The organism is Sinomonas sp. (assembly GCF_036848755.1).
GTDB lineage: Bacteria > Actinomycetota > Actinomycetes > Actinomycetales > Micrococcaceae > Sinomonas.
In genome coordinates this window covers 18,939-35,943 of the sequence record NZ_DAIUJO010000033.1, presented here as the reverse complement: position 1 = coordinate 35,943, position 17,005 = coordinate 18,939, and the positions used below count along the sequence as shown (strand labels likewise).

Sequence of the window (17,005 nt, the reverse complement as noted above, 5' to 3'; positions counted from 1 at the left end):
CCCGCCAGCCCCGCCGGCCCCCCGCACCCCCGCCGACCGGCGCCCGCGCCCCTCCGGCCCACCCCCTTCCCCAACCCAGCTCCGCCGGTCCCCCACATCCACGCCGGTTAACCGCGCATGCACAACCGCGAAGTTTCCGCCGAGATTCTCCACATAGGCCCCCGGCGGGAGGATTCGTCGGGTCCCTAGAGACGAGAGTGGCCCTCATGAAGCCTCTCGACCTCTCCCATCTCGGCCCTCGACCTCACTTTGCCGAGGGTCTGTGCACCTCTCGCGAGCTCGCCCTCCTCGGATTCGATGACCGATCGGTGCCAGACCTCGTCGCGGACGGGATCATCGTCAGGCTCCGACGCGGCTGTTACAGCCTCGCCCCGGCGCATGACGACGGCAGCGTTGCCGAGCGCGAGCGCTCTGAACGGCTCCTGCGCATCCGAGCGCATGCGTGGCTGCGCGTTTCGTCCGGGGCAGGCCTGAACTTCAGCTATTCGGGCGTAAGCGCAGCGGCCCTCTGGGGAATGAGCTTGTGGACACCCGAGCGGCGGATCCACGTTGTGCAGCCCTTCAAGTCCTCCCCCAAGGATCACGCCTCGGACGTGGTCAAGGCCTTTCGGCCTGAAGCTCCGACGGAGCCTGCTCAAGGGCTCCCCTGCACGTCGCCGTCGGAGACAGTGATCGACTGCCTGCGGATCTTGCCACGAGAACCGGCAATGATCGTGTGCGAATCTGCCCTCGCTCAGGGCTTGGTCGACCAGAGTTCCCTCTTGGAGGCCGTCCACAGGGCCCGGTATCGACGCGGTGTCGCGGCCGCCCGAGCGGTCACCGCCTTGGCGAGCCGGCTCTCGGAATCACCCGGGGAAACGAGAACGCTCCTCGTTCTCAGATCTCTCCCGCTTCCTGCTCCGACCCAGCAATTCGAGGTCGTGGTGGACGGGCACCTCTACCGCCTCGACTTCGCGTGGCCGGACCTACGGGTGGCTCTCGAATTCGACGGACTCGTGAAATACATCGGCGACACGCCCACCTCCGCGGTTCTGCGCCGGGAGCGTGAGCGGGAGAACGCCCTCGTGGACGATGGGTGGGTGATTGTCCGAATCACCTGGGCCGATCTTTCCCACCCGCGCCGAATTCAGGCCATGCTGGAGAGGGCTTTCGAGCGCGCACGCCGCTATCGGGCCGCATGAAGCGCGCCAAGGAATTGAGAGGTCGACCGGCGGAAATCGACCGAGTACGGGGGTAGCCCAGAACGCAGGGGGTGGGCCTCGGCGGAACTGCGGGGAACCGGCGGAAATCGACCGAGTACGGGGGTAGCCCAGAAACACTCAAGAGGCCGCCGAGGCGTGTCGTAGGCCACGATTCTCGGAATTGCAAGCCTCCACGCTATCCTTGGAATGTTATTGGATGCCCGGTCGTACATCCGCGATCTGCTTTTTATTCTGCCGGCCACAGACGCCGGCGCCCTGATAGCCCGCGATCGGCTTCCACTGGATGGCTGCTGCGCGGCTGCTCCGAACGCCCCCGGGCGAGGCGAGGCTCACTGCCCCTCGTCCCCGGTCGTCCGTCGAGCGGCGTGACCTGGCCCAGATGGAGAGGGACACCACCCCTTGAACGAAGTCCACACCCACGAAGTCCTCTTGGACGATTCAGGCGCCGAGGCGCTCGAGACCGAAGAGACCATCACCAACGATGCCCCCGTCCGGCAGGAGGCTCAGAAGACCTTCAGCGACTACGGCGTCATTCCCGAAATCGCCCAGTCGCTCGCCGATGCCGGCATCCTCCACCCGTTCCCGATTCAGTCGATGACGCTCGGCGTTGCCCTCGGTGGACACGACATCATCGGCCAGGCGAAGACCGGTACCGGCAAGACGCTCGGGTTCGGCATCCCGGCCCTTCAGCGCACTGTCCCCGTAGACAGCCCGGACTACGCGAAGCTGCCGGCTCCGGGCGCGCCTCAGGCACTCATCGTCGTCCCGACCCGTGAGCTCGCCGTCCAGGTGTCGCAGGATCTGCGGACCGCCGCGAAGCGCACGAACCTGCGGATTGAGGTCATCTACGGCGGCCGCGCCTACGAGCCGCAGATTGAGTCGCTGCAGCGCGGCGTCGACGTCGTGGTGGGCACCCCCGGCCGTCTGATCGATCTGCACCGCCAGCGCCACCTCAACCTCAAGAACGTGCGCGTCGTCGTGCTCGACGAGGCCGACGAGATGCTCGACCTCGGCTTCCTGCCCGACGTCGAGACGCTGCTCGGCGCTGTGCCCGCGATCCGCCAGACGCTCCTCTTCTCGGCAACCATGCCGGGTCCCGTGGTCGCGATGGCCCGCCGCTACATGAGCCGGCCCACGCACATCCGTGCTTCCGATCCGGACGACGATTCGATCACGAAGAAGGACATCCGGCAGGTCATCTACCGCGCACACCAACTCGACAAGGACGAGGTGGTGGCCCGCATCCTCCAGGCCGAGGGCCGCGGCCGGACCATCATCTTCACGAAGACCAAGCGCACCGCCGCAAAACTCGCCGAAGAGCTCGTCGACCGCGGATTCGCCGCGGCCGCCCTGCACGGCGACCTCGGGCAGGGTGCGCGCGAGCAGGCCCTGCGCGCGTTCCGGAACAACAAGGTCGACGTCCTCGTCGCAACTGATGTCGCCGCGCGCGGTATCGATGTCGAGGACGTCACGCACGTCATCAACTTCCAATGCCCCGAGGATGAGAAGACCTATCTCCACCGAGTTGGCCGCACCGGCCGCGCCGGGCACAAGGGCACCGCGGTGACGTTCGTCGATTGGGAGGACGTCCCGCGCTGGTCACTCATCAACAAGGCTCTTGGCCTCGACGTCCCAGAGCCGGTTGAGACGTATTCGTCGTCCCCGCACCTCTTCGCGGACCTCGACATCCCGGAGGGCACGAAGGGCCGCCTGCCCCGGCACAAGCGCGTGCTCGAGGGCGTCGAGGCGGAGGAGCTCGAGGACCTCGGGGGCCCTGCGACGAAGTCGCGCCGCCGCGGCGGGAAGGGCGGCGAACGCGACCACGGCGCCAAGCGCGAGCGGCGCCAGCCGGCTTCCCTCGACGAGACCGACGGCGAGGCGAAGGCCGAACGCAGCGATGGGGAAGGCAAGCACGGTCACGGCCGCGGCCGCTCCGACCGCCAGTCCCGCAGCGAGGGCCGTCCTCGCCGCCGTCGCACGGTGAATGCCGAGGAGACTGCCTCCGCGGACGGCGTCCCCGCAGCCAAGGCCCGAGGCCGGGGCACGAAGGCCGGCGAGTCCGAGCAGAGCCCGGCGGCGGCCGCCGCTGCCGTCTTCCTGCAGGGAGACACCGAGGAAGGCGTCGACCGCGGCATGCGCGCGGCGCGACGTCGTCGTTCGCGTACCCGCCGCGTCGAAGGCGAGGTCGTCAGCCGCTCCCAGGCCGAGTAGGGCGCGGGACGCGGTGTCGGAGAGCCCCTTGCGTCCGGGCGGCGGCTGGCGCCCGGACGGGCCGGACCTCGTCGTCGAGGCAGACAACGCGGAGTATCTCCCGTTCCTGCCCGACGGCGCGTTCACGATGGTCTACATCGACCCGCCGTTCAACACCGGCCGGGCCCAGCGCCGCCAGTCGCTCACGACTGTCCGCAGCGCTGAGGGAGACCGAGTCGGCTTCGGCGGCCAGCGCTACGAGACGATCAAGGGCGCCCTCCACCGCTACGACGACGCGTTCGGCGACTACTGGACATTCCTCGAACCTCGGCTCCTCGAGGCCTGGCGCGTCCTCTCGCCCGAAGGCACGCTGTACCTGCACCTCGACTACCGCGAGGTGCACTACGCGAAGGTGATGCTCGACGCCGTCTTCGGGCGCGAGTGCTTCCTCAACGAGATCGTGTGGGCCTACGACTTCGGCGCGCGCGCCCGGCGGCGTTGGCCCACCAAGCACGACACGATCCTCGTGTACGTCAAGGATCCCGCGCGCTACCACTTCGACAGCGCCGAAGTGGACCGGGAGCCGTACATGGCGCCAGGGCTCGTGACCCCCGAGAAGCGAGAGCTCGGCAAGCTCCCCACGGACGTCTGGTGGCACACGATAGTGTCCCCCACCGGGCGCGAGAAGACGGGTTATCCGACGCAGAAGCCGCTGGGCCTCGTTCGCCGGATGGTCGCGGCGAGCTCGCGCCCGGGCGACTGGGTCCTCGACTTCTTCGCGGGCTCGGGCACACTCGGGGCCGCCGCGCGCGAGCTAGGCCGGCGCTTCGTCTGCGTGGACTCCAACCCCCAGGCCATCGACATCATGGCTGCGAGGCTCTCGTCAGCTGACATTGTGCGGCCTAAGGCGCGCCCAGCCTGAGTGGTGCGGGGCGCGGTACGCTCACGCGCGGACGACGACGGCGCCCCGCGCCTGGCGCTCGATCTCGCCGAGCACCTCCTCCGACGTCGTGTTCTCGCCGAGCCGATTGACCTTGCCCAGCCCGTGGTAGTCCGAGGACCCCGTCACGAACAGCCCATGGCGCTCGGCGAGCTCGAGGAGGAACGGCCGCCGGGCCTCCGGATTGTCCCGGTGGTATACCTCGAGGCCGGCTAGACCGGCGTCGATCATGGCGTGGTAGGTCGCCTCGCCGACCGTCCGTCCTCGCGCCTCGGCGACGGGGTGCGCGAAGACGGGGACGCCGCCGGCCGCGCGGACCAGTTCGACGGCGAGCGCGGGCTCGGGCGCGTAGTGCTGGACGAAATACCGTGATCGCGACGAGAGGATGGTCGCGAAAGCCTCGCTGCGGTCTTCAACGATCCCGGCCGCGACGAGGGCGTCCGCGATGTGGGGACGGCCTACCGTGGCGCCCGGCGCGACGTGGTGCGTGACGTCGTCCCATGAGAGTGGATAGTCCTCGGCGAGCAGCGAGACCATGTGCTCAGCTCGACTGAGCCGGGCATCCTTGGCCTTCGTGATCTCCTCGAGAAGTCCCTCGTGGAGGGGGTCATGGAGGTAGCAGAGGACGTGGACGCTGATCCCCTCGGGCGTCCGGCACGAGACCTCCATGCCGGGCACGAGCGTGACTCCGAGAGCCAGCGCGGCCTCCGTGGCCTCGGCCCAACCGCCCGTCGAATCGTGGTCCGTGATCGCGACGGCGTCCAGTCCTGCCGCCCGAGCGGCCGCGATGAGTCCTGCGGGAGTGTCCGTCCCGTCGGAGACGCTCGAATGAGCGTGCAAATCGATCCTCACGCGACCACGATAGCCTTCCCCACCCGCCTCGCCGCTGTTGGCACCGCGGGAGATCCGCGGGGTGGACTTGCCCGGTGCCGGTGGAAGAATGGCCTGGTGAATGCTTCAGACACCGCGGCCGGCCACGGCTACAGCCCTGAGCCCGCCGCCCAGCCCGAGCAGCAGTCCGCCCAACCCCTCGAGGACCGCGTGAACAACCGATCGCAGAGGCCCTCCTCGGAGGCCTTCAAGAGCTTCATGGCCTCCCAGTGGGCTCCCGCCGGCCAAGAGCTCCCGCCGCTCGCCGAGGTCGCGACGTTCGCGGCCCGGCGGCGCCGTGCGATCTCCGACCGCTTCCCCGGCGAGCGCCTCGTGATCCCCGCGGGTCCGCCGAAGGTGCGCTCGAACGACACCGACTACAGGTTCCGACCCCATTCGGCGTTCGCCCATCTCACAGGTCTGGGCACCGACCACGAGCCTGACGCCGTGCTCGTCCTCGAGCCCGTCGAGGATGGGGCCGGCGACGACGGCGGCCACCACGTTGCGACGCTCTACTTCCGCCCGCTTGCCGGCCGCGACACCGAACAGTTCTACGCCAACGCGCACACGGGCGAGTTCTGGGTGGGTCCGAGGCCCACGCTCGCCGAGCTCAGGGCGCGCCTCGGCCTCGCGACCGCACATCTCGACGAGCTCGAAGTCGCGCTCACGAAGGGCGTCGGCGCCCGGGAGATCGGCGGCCTCTCCGTCCGCCTGGTTCGCAAGGTCGACGAGAACCTCGACGCGCTCATCGACACGGCGCGCTACAACACGGCACAGGACCCCGAAGCCCTCGACCTGAGCGAGTTCGACGAGCTCGACGATCAGCTCAAGGAGGCCCTTTCGGAGCTGCGCCTCACGAAGGACGACTGGGAGGTCGAACAGCTCAAGGAAGCTGTTGCGGCGACGGCCGCCGGATTCGAGGAGATCATCCGTGCGCTTCCGCGGGCCGTTGCGCACCGCCGGGGTGAGCGCATCATCGAGACGACCTTCTTCGCCAAGGCCCGCGAGGAGGGCAACGACCTGGGCTACGACACGATCGCCGCAGCCGGGAACCATGCGACGATCCTCCACTGGATCACCAACAACGGCCCCGTCCGGGAAGGCGACCTGCTGCTCGTGGATGCGGGCGTCGAGGCGGAGTCGCTCTACACGGCCGATGTCACACGCACGGTCCCCGTCAGCGGCACGTTCAGCGAAGTCCAGCGGCGCGTCTACCAGGCCGTGCTGGATGCGGCCGACGCCGCGTTCGCCGCCGCCCGCCCCGGCGTGCGCTTCCGTGAGATCCACGCGGCCGCAATGGAAGTCCTCGCGGACCGCCTGGAAGAGTGGGGCCTTCTGCCTGTGAGCGCGGCTGAGGCTGTCTCTCCGGAGGGGCAGCAGCACCGACGCTGGATGCCGCACGGTACGAGCCACCACCTCGGCCTCGATGTCCACGACTGCGCACAGGCCCGCGCCGAGCTGTATCTCGACGGGGAACTGCAGCCGGGGATGGTCTTCACCATTGAACCGGGCCTGTACTTCAAGGAAGAGGATCTGGCCGTGCCCGCGGAGTACCGCGGGATCGGGGTGCGGATCGAGGACGACATCCTCATGACGGCCGACGGACCAGTGAGCCTGACGTCGGCTCTCCCCCGCGAAGCGGACGAGGTCGAGGCCTGGATGGCTCGGCTCCGCTGAGGCCCGAGGGCGAAGCCGCTGAGGCCGCGCCCTTGCTCCGCCATGTATTCTGCTCATCGTGGCAATCCAGCGCCGGACCCCGGGCTCTCAGACTTCACTTCGTGAAGCCAACCGAGCGCGAATCATCGACGTCATCAAGAAGTATGGGGGCCTGACCCAGGTCGAGTTGGCCGGCGCGACGGGGCTCTCTCCGGCGACGGTCTCCAACATCGTCAAGGAACTCTCGTCATCCGGGGTGCTCCACACTGCCCAGAGCATCCGGAGCGGCCGGCGGGCTCAGCGGGTGACGCTCGCGCACACCCTCGGCCTCGTCGTCGGGGTGCATTTCTCGGCCCGTCACATGCGGATCGCTCTCGCGGACGTCGCGCACACGGTCGTGACCGAGAACCACATGCCGCTCGCGCGGGATCACCGTGCCGACAACGAGCTCGACCGGGTCTCCCTGCTCCTCGCCGACATGCTCGAGTCGGTCGAGGCCTCCCGCGACGAGGTGCTGGCCGTGGGGCTTGCCATCCCCGCGCCCTACGATCGCGGGAGCGGAACCATTGCGCGCCGCGGGATCATGCGCGGCTGGGACGGTGTGGAGATCGCCGACTCGCTCGCGCGGCGCCTCGGACGGCCTGTCTATGTCGACAACGCGGCCAATCTGGCGGCCCTTGCCGAGGCGCGCCTGGGGGCGGCGCGCGGAAAGCGCAACGCCGTCACGCTGGACATCGGCGACGGGATCGGCGCGGGGCTCCTGCTGAACGGACAGGTCTTCCGGGGGAATCACGGAGTCGCCGGTGAGTTCGGCCACTTCACGGTGCGCGAAAACGGCGCTCTCTGCCGCTGTGGGAACCGAGGGTGCCTCGAAACGGTCGCGGCCGGTCCGGCGATCGTCGACGGGCTCCGAGACCATCTGGGAAGCCTGAATCTCGGAGACGTGGTCGTCCAGGCGATGACGGGCGACGCGCGGTGCATCCGCGCCATCGCCGAAGCAGGCAAGCACATTGGGCTCGCCACCGCGAATCTCTGCAATCTCCTCGATCCGGAGCGGATTGTCGTCGGTGGCGAGCTCGCGCGCGCAGGCGAGCTTCTCCTCGGGCCGATGCGCCACGCCGTCGAGCGCTCCGTCATCGTCGGCGAAGAGCTCATGCCGGACATCGTGCAGGCCCAGCTGGGCGTTCGGGCCGCGACGCTGGGCGCCGTCGCGTACGCCATCGACTGCGTCTCCATCGACACCGATCTCGATACTCCCTGATTGATCCCCAGGGTGAACGCGACTCGTCCTCGCCTCATTGAGTTCAAGTCTTGACGCCAAGGTGGTGGCCTGCCAAACTCAACGGAGCCGCCAAGGAAGGCGGTTGCGAATGGGAGGTTTTGTCAATGAAGATCGCCACCATGCGAGCGGTCGTCGCCTCGGCCGCGATCCTGCTCACGGCCGTTTCCATGACTGGATGTGCGAACGGAGCCAGCACCGGCTCCTCGAGCGCGGATGCCAGCACCGCGAAGATCGGCCTGCTCCTGCCGGATTCGGTGACGGCTCGGTACGAGGCGGCCGACAAGCCGTTCTTCGAGGCCGAGATCAAGTCCCTGTGCGCGGGCTGCCAGGTCCTCTACGCGAACGCGAACGGCAGCGCGAGCACTCAGCAGCAGCAGGCCGAGTCACTCCTGACACAGGGCGCCAAGGTGCTCGTGCTCGATCCGTTCGACGGTCAGGCAGCGGCATCGATCGTGAACGAGGCGAAGGCAAAGAACGTTCCGGTGGTTTCGTACGACCGCCTGACCAACAGCCCCGACGTGAACTACTACGTCTCGTTCGACAACGAGAAGGTCGGCGAGCTCCAGGGCCAGGCACTCGTCGACAAGCTCAAGCAGGACAACGTCCCGGCTGGCAGCGGAATCCTCATGGTCAACGGCTCGCCGACGGATCCGAACGCGGCGATGTTCAAGAAGGGCGCTCACGCCGCCATCGACTCGAGCGGCTACAAGGTGCTCGCGGAGTACGACACGCCCGGATGGGACCCCGCACAGGCCCAGAACTGGGTGGCTGGCCAGATCACCCAGTTCGGCAGCAAGGTCAAGGGCGTCTACGCGGCGAACGACGGCACCGGGGGCGGAGCAATCGCTGCCCTCAAGGCGGCGAACGTGAGCCCCATCCCGCCTGTGACCGGTCAGGACGCTGAGCTCGCCGGCATCCAGCGGATCCTTTCGGGCGATCAGTACATGACCGTCTACAAGGCGATCAAGCCGGAAGCAGAGCGCGCGGCCCAGCTCGCGATCGACTTGGCCAACGGCAAGAAGCCGAACGGCGATACGACGGTGAACACCACCGGCGGCAGCGCGATCCAGTCGTTCCTGCTCACTCCGGTCGCTGTGACGGCCCAGAACATCGAATCGACAGTCGTGAAGGACAACTTCTACGGCTCCAACTCGGTGAGCCAGATCTGCACGAGCACCTACGCCGCCGCGTGCGCGAAGTACGGCATCAAGTAGCACGGGGGCGATGCCTGGACGGAGGGCCGGATTCAGGCCCTCCGTCCGCTTGCGTTCGCTCCTACCCTTTCACGTAGCAGCATCAGCTCCCCCCCCACATGGAAATCACCAGCTCAAAGGAGAACGCCGTGACGATGGACCCCGCCATCGCCGAGCCCGAACCGGCGACGCGCCAACCCGTCCTCTCCCTCCGAGGCATCTCCAAGGGATTCGGCGCAGTCCAAGCCCTCACCCAAATCGATCTCGACGTGCACGCGAGTGAAGTGGTCGCCATTGTCGGCGACAACGGCGCCGGCAAGTCGACGCTCGTCAAGATCCTCGCCGGCGTCTATTCACACGACGCCGGAAGCATCACCTTCGACGGTCAGCCCGTCGGCATAGGAAGCCCTGCCGCATCCCGCGGGCTCGGCATTGCGACGGTGTTCCAGGACCTCGCGCTCTGTGACAACCTGGACGTCGTCTCCAACCTCTTCCTCGGGCGAGAGATCGCCAAGGGAACTCTGGACGAGGAGGAGATGGAGAAGCGCTCGTGGAGCCTGCTCCGTCAGCTGTCCGCACGCATTCCGTCCGTGCGGATCGCGGTGGCCTCCCTGTCGGGCGGCCAGCGCCAGACGGTCGCCATCGCGCGCTCCCTCATCGGCGAGCCCCGCATCGTGATCCTCGACGAGCCGACGGCGGCCCTTGGGGTCGCGCAGACGGCTGAGGTCCTCAACCTCATAGAGCGCCTCCGGGAGCGAGGCCTCGGGGTCATCCTGATCAGCCACAACATGGCCGACGTACAAGCAGTGGCCGACCGCGTGGTGGTCCTCCGGCTCGGCCGCAACAACGGCAATTTCCGGGTTCCGGACGTCAGCTACGAAGAGATCATCTCCGCGATCACCGGAGCGACCGACAACGTCGTCACACGCCGAGCGGAGTCACGCAACACCGAGAGGAACGCATCATGAGCAACGCCGCCACGGCCGGGAGCCCGGCGGAACGCGCAGCCGACCTGCAGGACGAACGGCTCTTCCACGGGGAGGGCCTCACCGGCGCTGTCGAGGGTTTCATCCGCCGCGTGCGGAGCGGGGACTTGGGCTCGCTCCCCGTCGTCATCGGGCTGATCGTGATTTGGGCTGTGTTCCAGATCCTGAACCCCGCGTTCCTCTCGGCCGACAACCTCGTGAACCTCAGCCTCCAGTGTGCGGCGATCGGGACCATCTCGATCGGCATCGTTCTGGTCCTGCTGCTCGGCGAGATCGACTTGTCGGTCGGATCCGTCAGCGGCCTCTCGGCGGCCGTCCTCGGGGTCACGCTCACCCAGCTCCATTGGAACTCTGTCCTTGCGGTGATAGGGGCCGTCCTCGCCGGAACCGTCGCAGGCCTCGTCTACGGGCTCCTGTTCACCCGCTTCGGCGTCCCGAGCTTCGTCATCACCTTGGCGGGCCTGCTCGGCTTCCTTGGCCTGCAGCTCTGGGTCCTCGGCCCCAACAGCTCGATCAACATCCCGTTCAGCACGTGGCTCGTCACCTTCGCACAGCAGATGTTCCTGCCGCCGTGGGCTGCCTACGCGCTCGCCGCGGTCGCGGCGGTCGGCATGTTCTGGAGTGACTGGCGTCGGTCGCGGCGTCGGCGCGCTGCTGGGCTCTCGTCGGGATCGATGAGCGTCATGCTGGTCAAGTCGGTCCTGCTCCTCGCCGCGCTCGGCGTGAGCGTGTGGTACCTCGCCACAGATCGAGGTGTGGGCGCCATGTTCGTCTTCTTCGTGCTGCTCGTCGTCCTGATGAACTTCATGCTCACCCGCACCCGCTGGGGCCGAGCGGTGTTCGCGGTCGGCGGGTCGGTGGAAGCGGCGCGGCGCGCGGGCATCAAGGTCAACCGCATCTACATCAGCGTCTTCGTGCTGTGCTCGACGTTCGCGGCGCTCGGCGGCCTCCTCGCAGCGGCCAGGCTCGCATCGGTGGGCGCCTCGAGCGGCGGCACCGACACGAACCTCAACGCGATCGCGGCCGCCGTCATCGGTGGCACGAGCCTCTTCGGCGGTCGGGGAAGCGCGTGGTCCGCGCTCCTCGGCATCTTGGTCATCCAATCGATCTCGAGTGGCCTGACCCTGCTGAACCTCGACGCTTCGATCCGGTTCATGATCACCGGTGCGGTCCTGCTGCTGGCGGTCATCATCGACTCCCTCTCGCGCCGCTCGCGGGCTTCGCACGGCCAGGCGTAGCGCGCGGACCTCAAGCCGAGAGCGTCAGAAGGAAGGGAACGAGGAAGGGCGGTCGGCCACGTGTGGCCGACCGCCCTTCCTCGTCGGTATCAGGCGTCCTCTGCCCACCGCGAGAGGCCCTTGCACGGCGCCCCTGGGAAGCTCAGCGTTCCGGGGCGTCGTCGTCCTTGTCCTCGGCGCCAGCCTCCCCGCCCTCTTGCCCTTCCGGCCTTGGTTCGGAGCTGTAGGGACGATCGTGAGGACGATCGGGTTCGATGCGAACGCCGTACTGCGGGCGGCCATCCGGCAGATCGCGGTAGCCGGACCCGCTCCGGGGCGGCTGCCCAGGCTCCTGCTGTTCCGCTGGGCGCTCCTGGCCGGGCTGCGGCTGCGAGTTCACTCCATAGGGATCGGTCCAGCCGGAGGGCCGCTGCGGGCCCTGCTGGCTCGGGCCCTGCTGGCTCGGGCCGGGCTGGCTCGGGCCCTGCTGGCTCGGGCCGGGCTGGTTCGGGTCCTGCCACTGGCCCGGCTGCTGACCCCAGTCTTGATGGCCCTGATGCTGCCCCGGCTGACCGTGCTGGTCGTGCTGCCACGGCTGCTGGCCACCCCAGCCCTGTTGGCTCTGCCCCATCGGCAGCTGGTGGAGGAGCCGGCGCGCCTCGGCCGACGCTTCGAAGGCCACGACGACGTCATAGCTCGTGGGGACAACCTGGCTCGTCGACGTGAAGTCCCGCTTGCCGCGCTGCATCGCGTACGTGACGATGCCGAACAGCATGAAGAAGGCAGCGCCCATGAGCACCGAGGTGATGATCGAGAAGTAGCCCGCGCCGGACGAGAAGAACGAGAGCAGCACCCCGACGAAGAGCCCGAACCACATGCCGCTCAAGGCGCTGTTGAGCGCGACGCGCGGATAGCTCAGACGGCCCGTGACCCGTTCCACGAGCTTGAGGTCGTTGCCCACGATCGCGACGACCTCAACGGGGAACTGCTGATCCGCGAGGTAGTCGACCGCCTTCTGGGCATCGAGATACGAGGTGTACGATCCGATCACGTCACCCTGCGGCAGGGACCGCGCCTGATCGATCTGGCCAGATGACCCGAAGATGTTCGACATGCCTTTATTCTTACCCGAGAAGCCGCCTCTGGCCTGTGTTTCCGCTCAGAGTGAGCAGCGACTTGCCTCTGGAGTAGCCTTGGGGGCGTGAGTCCCATTCCCACCCGTGTGTTCGTCGCGCGGCTCCTCGGCCTCGACGTGTTCGACCCTTTCGGCGACCGGGTGGGGCGACTGCGCGATGTCGTCGTGATCTCGCGCGGGCAGCGCGCCCCGCAGGCCGTCGGGATCGTCGTCGAGGTTCCGGGCAAGCGGCGCGTCTTCGTGCCGATGACCCGCGTGACGTCGATGGACCAGTTCCAAGTGATCACGACTGGCCTCGTGAACCTCCGCCGCTTCGAGCGCCGAGGGGCCGAGATGCTCGTGCTGGGTGACCTCTTCGACCACCACGTGACCCTCGTGGACGATGGTGTCCACGGCACGGTCGAGGATGTGGCCATGGACCAGCAGCGCAACGGCGATTGGCTCGTCAGCAAGCTGTTCGTCCGCCGTGAGGCGCCCGGCCGCGGACTGCGCAGCCTGCGCCGGGGCGAAACCGTCCTCGTGGACTGGGAGGATGCCCGGCTCGACACGCGGGGCGCGACCCGCGCGGCGACCCACTTCCTTGCAAGCCATGAGGATCTACGGCCCGCCGACTTCGCGGATGCAATCCAGGAGATGAGCGATCAACGCCGGTTCGAGGTCGTCTCCGAACTGCAGGACGAACGCCTCGCCGACGTCCTCCAGGAGCTGCCGGAGGACGATCAGGTGGAGATCCTCTCCTCGCTCGACAACGAGCGTGCGGCCGACGTCCTCGAGGAGATGGACCCGGACGATGCCGCCGACCTCCTCGCCGACCTCCCCGCCGAGAAGGCCGAAGAGCTCCTCCAGCTCATGGAGCCGGAAGAGGCCGACGACGTCCGTCGCCTCCTGCAGTACGACGAGGGCACCGCCGGCTCGATCATGACGCCCGTGCCGGTCGTGCTCCCTCCCGAGGCCACGGTCGCCGATGCCCTCGCGCACGTGCGCCGCGAGGAGCTCAGCCCCGCGCTCGCTTCCGCCGTGTTCATCTGCCGACCACCGCTCGAGACCCCGACCGGCCGCTACCTCGGCACGGTACACATCCAGCAGCTGCTGAGGAGCGCGCCTCCCGAGCAGCTCGGCTCGATCGTGGACAAGGGACTCGAGCCCGTCTCGGACCTCGCCCCGGTGAATGACGTGGCCCATTCGATGGCGCAGTACAACCTCAACTCGCTCGCAGTGGTCAACGAGGACGGCCGGCTCGTCGGTGCGGTCACCGTCGACGACCTCCTGGACCACCTCCTGCCCGACGACTGGCGCAACCACGACGACGGGGCGCCCCCGCTGAGGAAGTTCGGAGGACGCTTTGGCTGACCCCCGCAAGCTGCTGCCAGGGCTGGACACCCCGCTCGAGAATCGCGCGCGGATCCTCCCGGCCTTCACGCCCAACCCCGACGCGTTCGGCCGGTTCGCCGAGCGCTTCGCCCGCTACATGGGCACCCCGCAGTTCCTCGTGTACATGTCGCTCTTCTGCGTCCTGTGGCTGTGCTGGAACACGCTCGCCCCGGAGCCGCTGCAGTTCGACCCGAAGTCGCTCAACTTCACGCTCCTCACACTCATCCTGTCGCTCCAGGCCTCGTACGCTGCGCCCCTCATCCTGCTCGCCCAGAACCGGCAGGACGACCGCGACCGCGTCCAGATCGAGCAGGACCGGTCCCGCAACGAACGCAACCTCGCCGACACCGAGTACCTCACCCGGGAGCTCGCGTCGCTGCGGCTCGCGATGCGCGAGGTGGCAACGCGCGACTTCGTCCGTGCCGAGCTGCGGACGGAGCTGCGCTCGATCCTCGAGGAGCTGGCGGACCGGGACGCGGCGGCCGTCGCGCCGGCCCCCAAGCAGCGCAAGGAGAAGAAGGACCGTGCAGCCCTCAGCAGCGCGGAGACGCCCGAGGGCGCTCCGCCCGAAAGGACCGACCACCAGTGACCTCACCCGACGAGGCGGCCGTCCGCGCTGCGCTCTCAACCGTCGTCGACCCTGAGCTCCGCCGCCCCATCGATGAGCTCGGCATGCTCGCCGGGGTGGCGGTCGACGCCGGCAGGGTCACCGTTCGCGTTCTCCTCACCATCGCCGGGTGCCCCCTGCGGAGCACGATCGAAGGCGACGTCCGCGCAGCGCTGCGGGACGTGCCCGGCGTTGCGGAGATCGACGTCGTGCTCGAGGTCATGACCCCCGAACAGCGGCAGGAGCTCAGGGAACGCCTGCGGCCGGGGCGGGGCATCCCGTTCAGCCGGCCCGAATCGCTCACCAAGGTCTTCGCTGTCGCAAGCGGCAAGGGCGGGGTCGGCAAGTCCTCGGTGACCGTGAACCTCGCGTGCGAGCTCGCCGCACGCGGACTCCGGGTCGGAATCGTGGACGCGGATGTGCACGGCTTCTCGGTGCCCGCGCTACTCGGGATCGCTCACGGACCAACCCAGGTGGACGACATGATCCTGCCGCCAGTCGCCCATGACGTGAAGGCCATCTCGATCGGCATGTTCGTGACCCGCAATCAGCCCGTCGCCTGGCGGGGTCCCATGCTGCACCGTGCCCTCGAGCAGTTCCTCACTGACGTCTACTTCGGGGATCTGGACGTCCTCTTCCTCGATCTCCCGCCCGGGACGGGGGACGTCGCCATTTCGGTCTCCCAGCTACTGCCCAACGCGAACCTCCTGGTCGTCACGACGCCGCAGGCCGCGGCCGCCGACGTCGCCGAGCGCGCCGGCTCGGTCTCGGCCCAGACCGGCCAGCGCGTTGCGGGCGTCATCGAGAACATGTCGGGGATGACCCTTCCCGACGGCACGATTCTGGAGGTCTTCGGCAGCGGCGGCGGCCAGCGCGTCGCGGAGCGCCTCTCTCAGGCGCTCGACACCCCGGTTCCGCTCCTCGGACGCGTGCCGCTCGACGTCGCCCTGCGCGAAGGCGGGGACGCCGGCGAGCCCATTGTCCTGAGCGCCCCGGAGTCGCCCTCCGCCGTGGCGCTCAAGCGCATTGCCGACCAGCTCGCCTCAGCCCCACGCGGGCTCGCCGGGCGCAGCCTCGGGATGACGCCGCGCTAGGCCCTGGTCTTCAGGTTGCGTCGGTGTCGAAGGGCGCTGGCTGCCCGGCGGCCAGACGCTCGACGACGCGCAATGGGGCAGGGCTTGCGGGCTCGGCGGAGGACGACGCGGAGTCGGCTTCTGCGGGGGCAGCAGCAGCCGCAGGCGTGGCGGGCGACTCGTCCTCGAGCAGGGCGTCGCGGATGATCTTCCGCGGGTCGTACTGGCGCGGGTCATACTTGCGCCAATCGACCTCGTCGAGATCGACGCCCGTCTCCTCCTTGAGCTGTTCCCTCGCTCCCGAGGCCATCCGACGGACTTCCCGGACGATGTTCGTGAGCTTCTGCGTGTATTCGGGCAGACGCTTGGGGCCGATCACCAGAACCGCGATGACCAGCAGGATGAAGAGCTCATTCATTCCGGGCACGATGGAAGATTACCTTCTGCGCCTCGGCGCGGACGATTCGGTCCGGCACTCCACCGATATCACCGACGGTCTGAGGCAGCCGAGGACGTGGTGCGCCATTCAGGGACGTCCCGCCGCGCTCAGGACAAGGTGCAAACCGCGTGCGAGACGGTCCGCCGGGCTTTCTGCGGGCGGCGGCGTAGCCAGGGGCGAGGCCGACTCACGGACCAGATCGGCCGTTTCCGAGGATGGGAAGTCGGAGGCCAGGACGGTGGTCTGAGGAGCCGCTGCACCGCCTGTGGCGGGGCGCTGCTCCATCAGGGAGAGCGCGTGGGCACCATCGCCGAGACGCAGGACGAGGGTGGGCACGCCGTTGAGGATATAGCCCTTGGCGGACTCGACGTGCAGTCCATTCTGCTCGAACTCCGGGCAGTTCCAGCCAGCGGCCGACAACGCGTGGAGATCCGCAGACGTGAGGATGCGGCCACCGTTGTCGATCCCGACGGCGGACGGCCAGCTCGCGGTCGGCGAGGTCGCCGTCGGGTCGCCGGCGACTGCGTACGCCGTGACGCCGAGCGCGGCCAGCGCGGCAGCGGCCCCGGTCAGGGCGACGGCTGCGGCCCGCAGCATCCGCCCCTTCGACGAGGCCACTTCCGCCAGTTCGGCCTCGAGAGCAAGCTCGCGCGTCTGTTCGATCAGCCGTTGCGTGAGAGCCGAGCTCGCCAAGGGCACCGGCGCGTCCCGCAGCGCGGCGAGGTAGCGCCGTTCGCTCTCGAGCGCGCCCCGGCACTCGGCGCACGACTGCACATGCACCGCGTCCCGCCCATGATCAGCCGAGCCGCGCAACGGAACCAGCCGCCGTCGTTCGCTCATGCCC

15 protein-coding genes are annotated in these 17,005 nt (G+C 68.5%); 11 read left to right on the top strand and 4 right to left on the bottom strand.

Translation table 11 applies throughout. The annotated features are described in order from the left end of the window. Positions 1-206 precede the first annotated feature (206 nt). The 3 genes from V7053_RS07500 (at position 207) to V7053_RS07490 (ending at position 4,314) form a co-directional block, all read left to right on the top strand. Complete coding sequence (locus V7053_RS07500; RefSeq protein WP_334171646.1) at positions 207-1,181, top strand: type IV toxin-antitoxin system AbiEi family antitoxin domain-containing protein; 975 nt, start codon at positions 207-209, stop codon at positions 1,179-1,181. 420 nt (positions 1,182-1,601) lie between these two features. Continuing rightward, positions 1,602-3,413 carry a DEAD/DEAH box helicase gene (locus V7053_RS07495; protein ID WP_334171645.1) on the top strand — a complete coding sequence of 604 codons (1,812 nt, stop codon included), beginning with the start codon at positions 1,602-1,604 and terminating at the stop codon, positions 3,411-3,413. A 13-nt stretch (positions 3,414-3,426) separates the two neighbouring features. Further along, the gene (locus tag V7053_RS07490) at positions 3,427-4,314 is read left to right on the top strand and encodes a DNA-methyltransferase (protein ID WP_334171644.1); all 888 of its coding nucleotides are present in this window, start codon (positions 3,427-3,429) and stop codon (positions 4,312-4,314) included. Positions 4,315-4,335: 21 nt separating this feature from the next. On the opposite strand, the gene V7053_RS07485 is transcribed toward V7053_RS07490, so the two are convergent. Then, positions 4,336-5,184 (bottom strand): PHP domain-containing protein, encoded by an 849-nt coding sequence (locus V7053_RS07485; RefSeq protein WP_334171643.1) that lies wholly within the window; start codon positions 5,182-5,184, stop codon positions 4,336-4,338. Positions 5,185-5,280: 96 nt separating this feature from the next. On the opposite strand from V7053_RS07485, the gene V7053_RS07480 reads away from it, so the two are divergent. The 5 genes from V7053_RS07480 (at position 5,281) to V7053_RS07460 (ending at position 11,557) form a co-directional block, all read left to right on the top strand. Continuing rightward, complete coding sequence (locus V7053_RS07480) at positions 5,281-6,879, top strand: aminopeptidase P family protein (protein ID WP_443022589.1); 1,599 nt, start codon at positions 5,281-5,283, stop codon at positions 6,877-6,879. 58 nt (positions 6,880-6,937) lie between these two features. Next, the gene (locus V7053_RS07475) at positions 6,938-8,119 is read left to right on the top strand and encodes an ROK family transcriptional regulator (RefSeq protein ID WP_334171642.1); all 1,182 of its coding nucleotides are present in this window, start codon (positions 6,938-6,940) and stop codon (positions 8,117-8,119) included. 125 nt (positions 8,120-8,244) lie between these two features. Next, the gene (locus V7053_RS07470) at positions 8,245-9,354 is read left to right on the top strand and encodes an ABC transporter substrate-binding protein (RefSeq protein WP_334171641.1); all 1,110 of its coding nucleotides are present in this window, start codon (positions 8,245-8,247) and stop codon (positions 9,352-9,354) included. Positions 9,355-9,488: 134 nt separating this feature from the next. Then, entirely contained in the window at positions 9,489-10,301 is an 813-nt protein-coding gene (locus tag V7053_RS07465) for an ATP-binding cassette domain-containing protein (protein WP_334171647.1), read from the top strand. Further along, positions 10,298-11,557, top strand: coding sequence for a sugar ABC transporter permease (locus tag V7053_RS07460; protein ID WP_334171640.1), 1,260 nt, complete (start codon positions 10,298-10,300; stop codon positions 11,555-11,557). Before V7053_RS07465 ends, V7053_RS07460 begins: the two co-directional genes overlap by 4 nt. A 142-nt stretch (positions 11,558-11,699) precedes the next feature. Here the strand turns inward: V7053_RS07460 and V7053_RS07455 are convergent, their stop codons facing one another. Further along, positions 11,700-12,650, bottom strand: coding sequence for a general stress protein (locus V7053_RS07455; protein ID WP_334171639.1), 951 nt, complete (start codon positions 12,648-12,650; stop codon positions 11,700-11,702). An 87-nt stretch (positions 12,651-12,737) separates the two neighbouring features. Here V7053_RS07455 and V7053_RS07450 point away from each other — a divergent pair, with 87 nt between their 5' ends. Genes V7053_RS07450 through V7053_RS07440 form a run of 3 tightly spaced genes read left to right on the top strand, consistent with a single transcriptional unit; the run spans position 12,738 to position 15,743 of the window. Then, positions 12,738-14,021 (top strand): magnesium transporter MgtE N-terminal domain-containing protein, encoded by a 1,284-nt coding sequence (locus tag V7053_RS07450; RefSeq protein WP_334171638.1) that lies wholly within the window; start codon positions 12,738-12,740, stop codon positions 14,019-14,021. Continuing rightward, positions 14,014-14,631 (top strand): DUF1003 domain-containing protein, encoded by a 618-nt coding sequence (locus tag V7053_RS07445; RefSeq protein WP_334171637.1) that lies wholly within the window; start codon positions 14,014-14,016, stop codon positions 14,629-14,631. Before V7053_RS07450 ends, V7053_RS07445 begins: the two co-directional genes overlap by 8 nt. Next, positions 14,628-15,743, top strand: a complete 1,116-nt coding sequence (locus V7053_RS07440; RefSeq protein WP_334171636.1) for an Mrp/NBP35 family ATP-binding protein — start codon at positions 14,628-14,630, stop codon at positions 15,741-15,743. The genes V7053_RS07445 and V7053_RS07440 overlap by 4 nt, the downstream gene beginning before the upstream one ends. A gap of 10 nt (positions 15,744-15,753) precedes the next feature. Here the strand turns inward: V7053_RS07440 and V7053_RS07435 are convergent, their stop codons facing one another. Together V7053_RS07435 and V7053_RS07430 are read right to left on the bottom strand one after the other, a co-directional pair. Next, positions 15,754-16,149, bottom strand: coding sequence for a twin-arginine translocase TatA/TatE family subunit (locus V7053_RS07435; protein ID WP_334171635.1), 396 nt, complete (start codon positions 16,147-16,149; stop codon positions 15,754-15,756). 99 nt (positions 16,150-16,248) lie between these two features. Next, positions 16,249-17,001, bottom strand: a complete 753-nt coding sequence (locus V7053_RS07430) for a hypothetical protein (protein WP_334171634.1) — start codon at positions 16,999-17,001, stop codon at positions 16,249-16,251. Between the last annotated feature and the right edge of the window lie 4 nt (positions 17,002-17,005).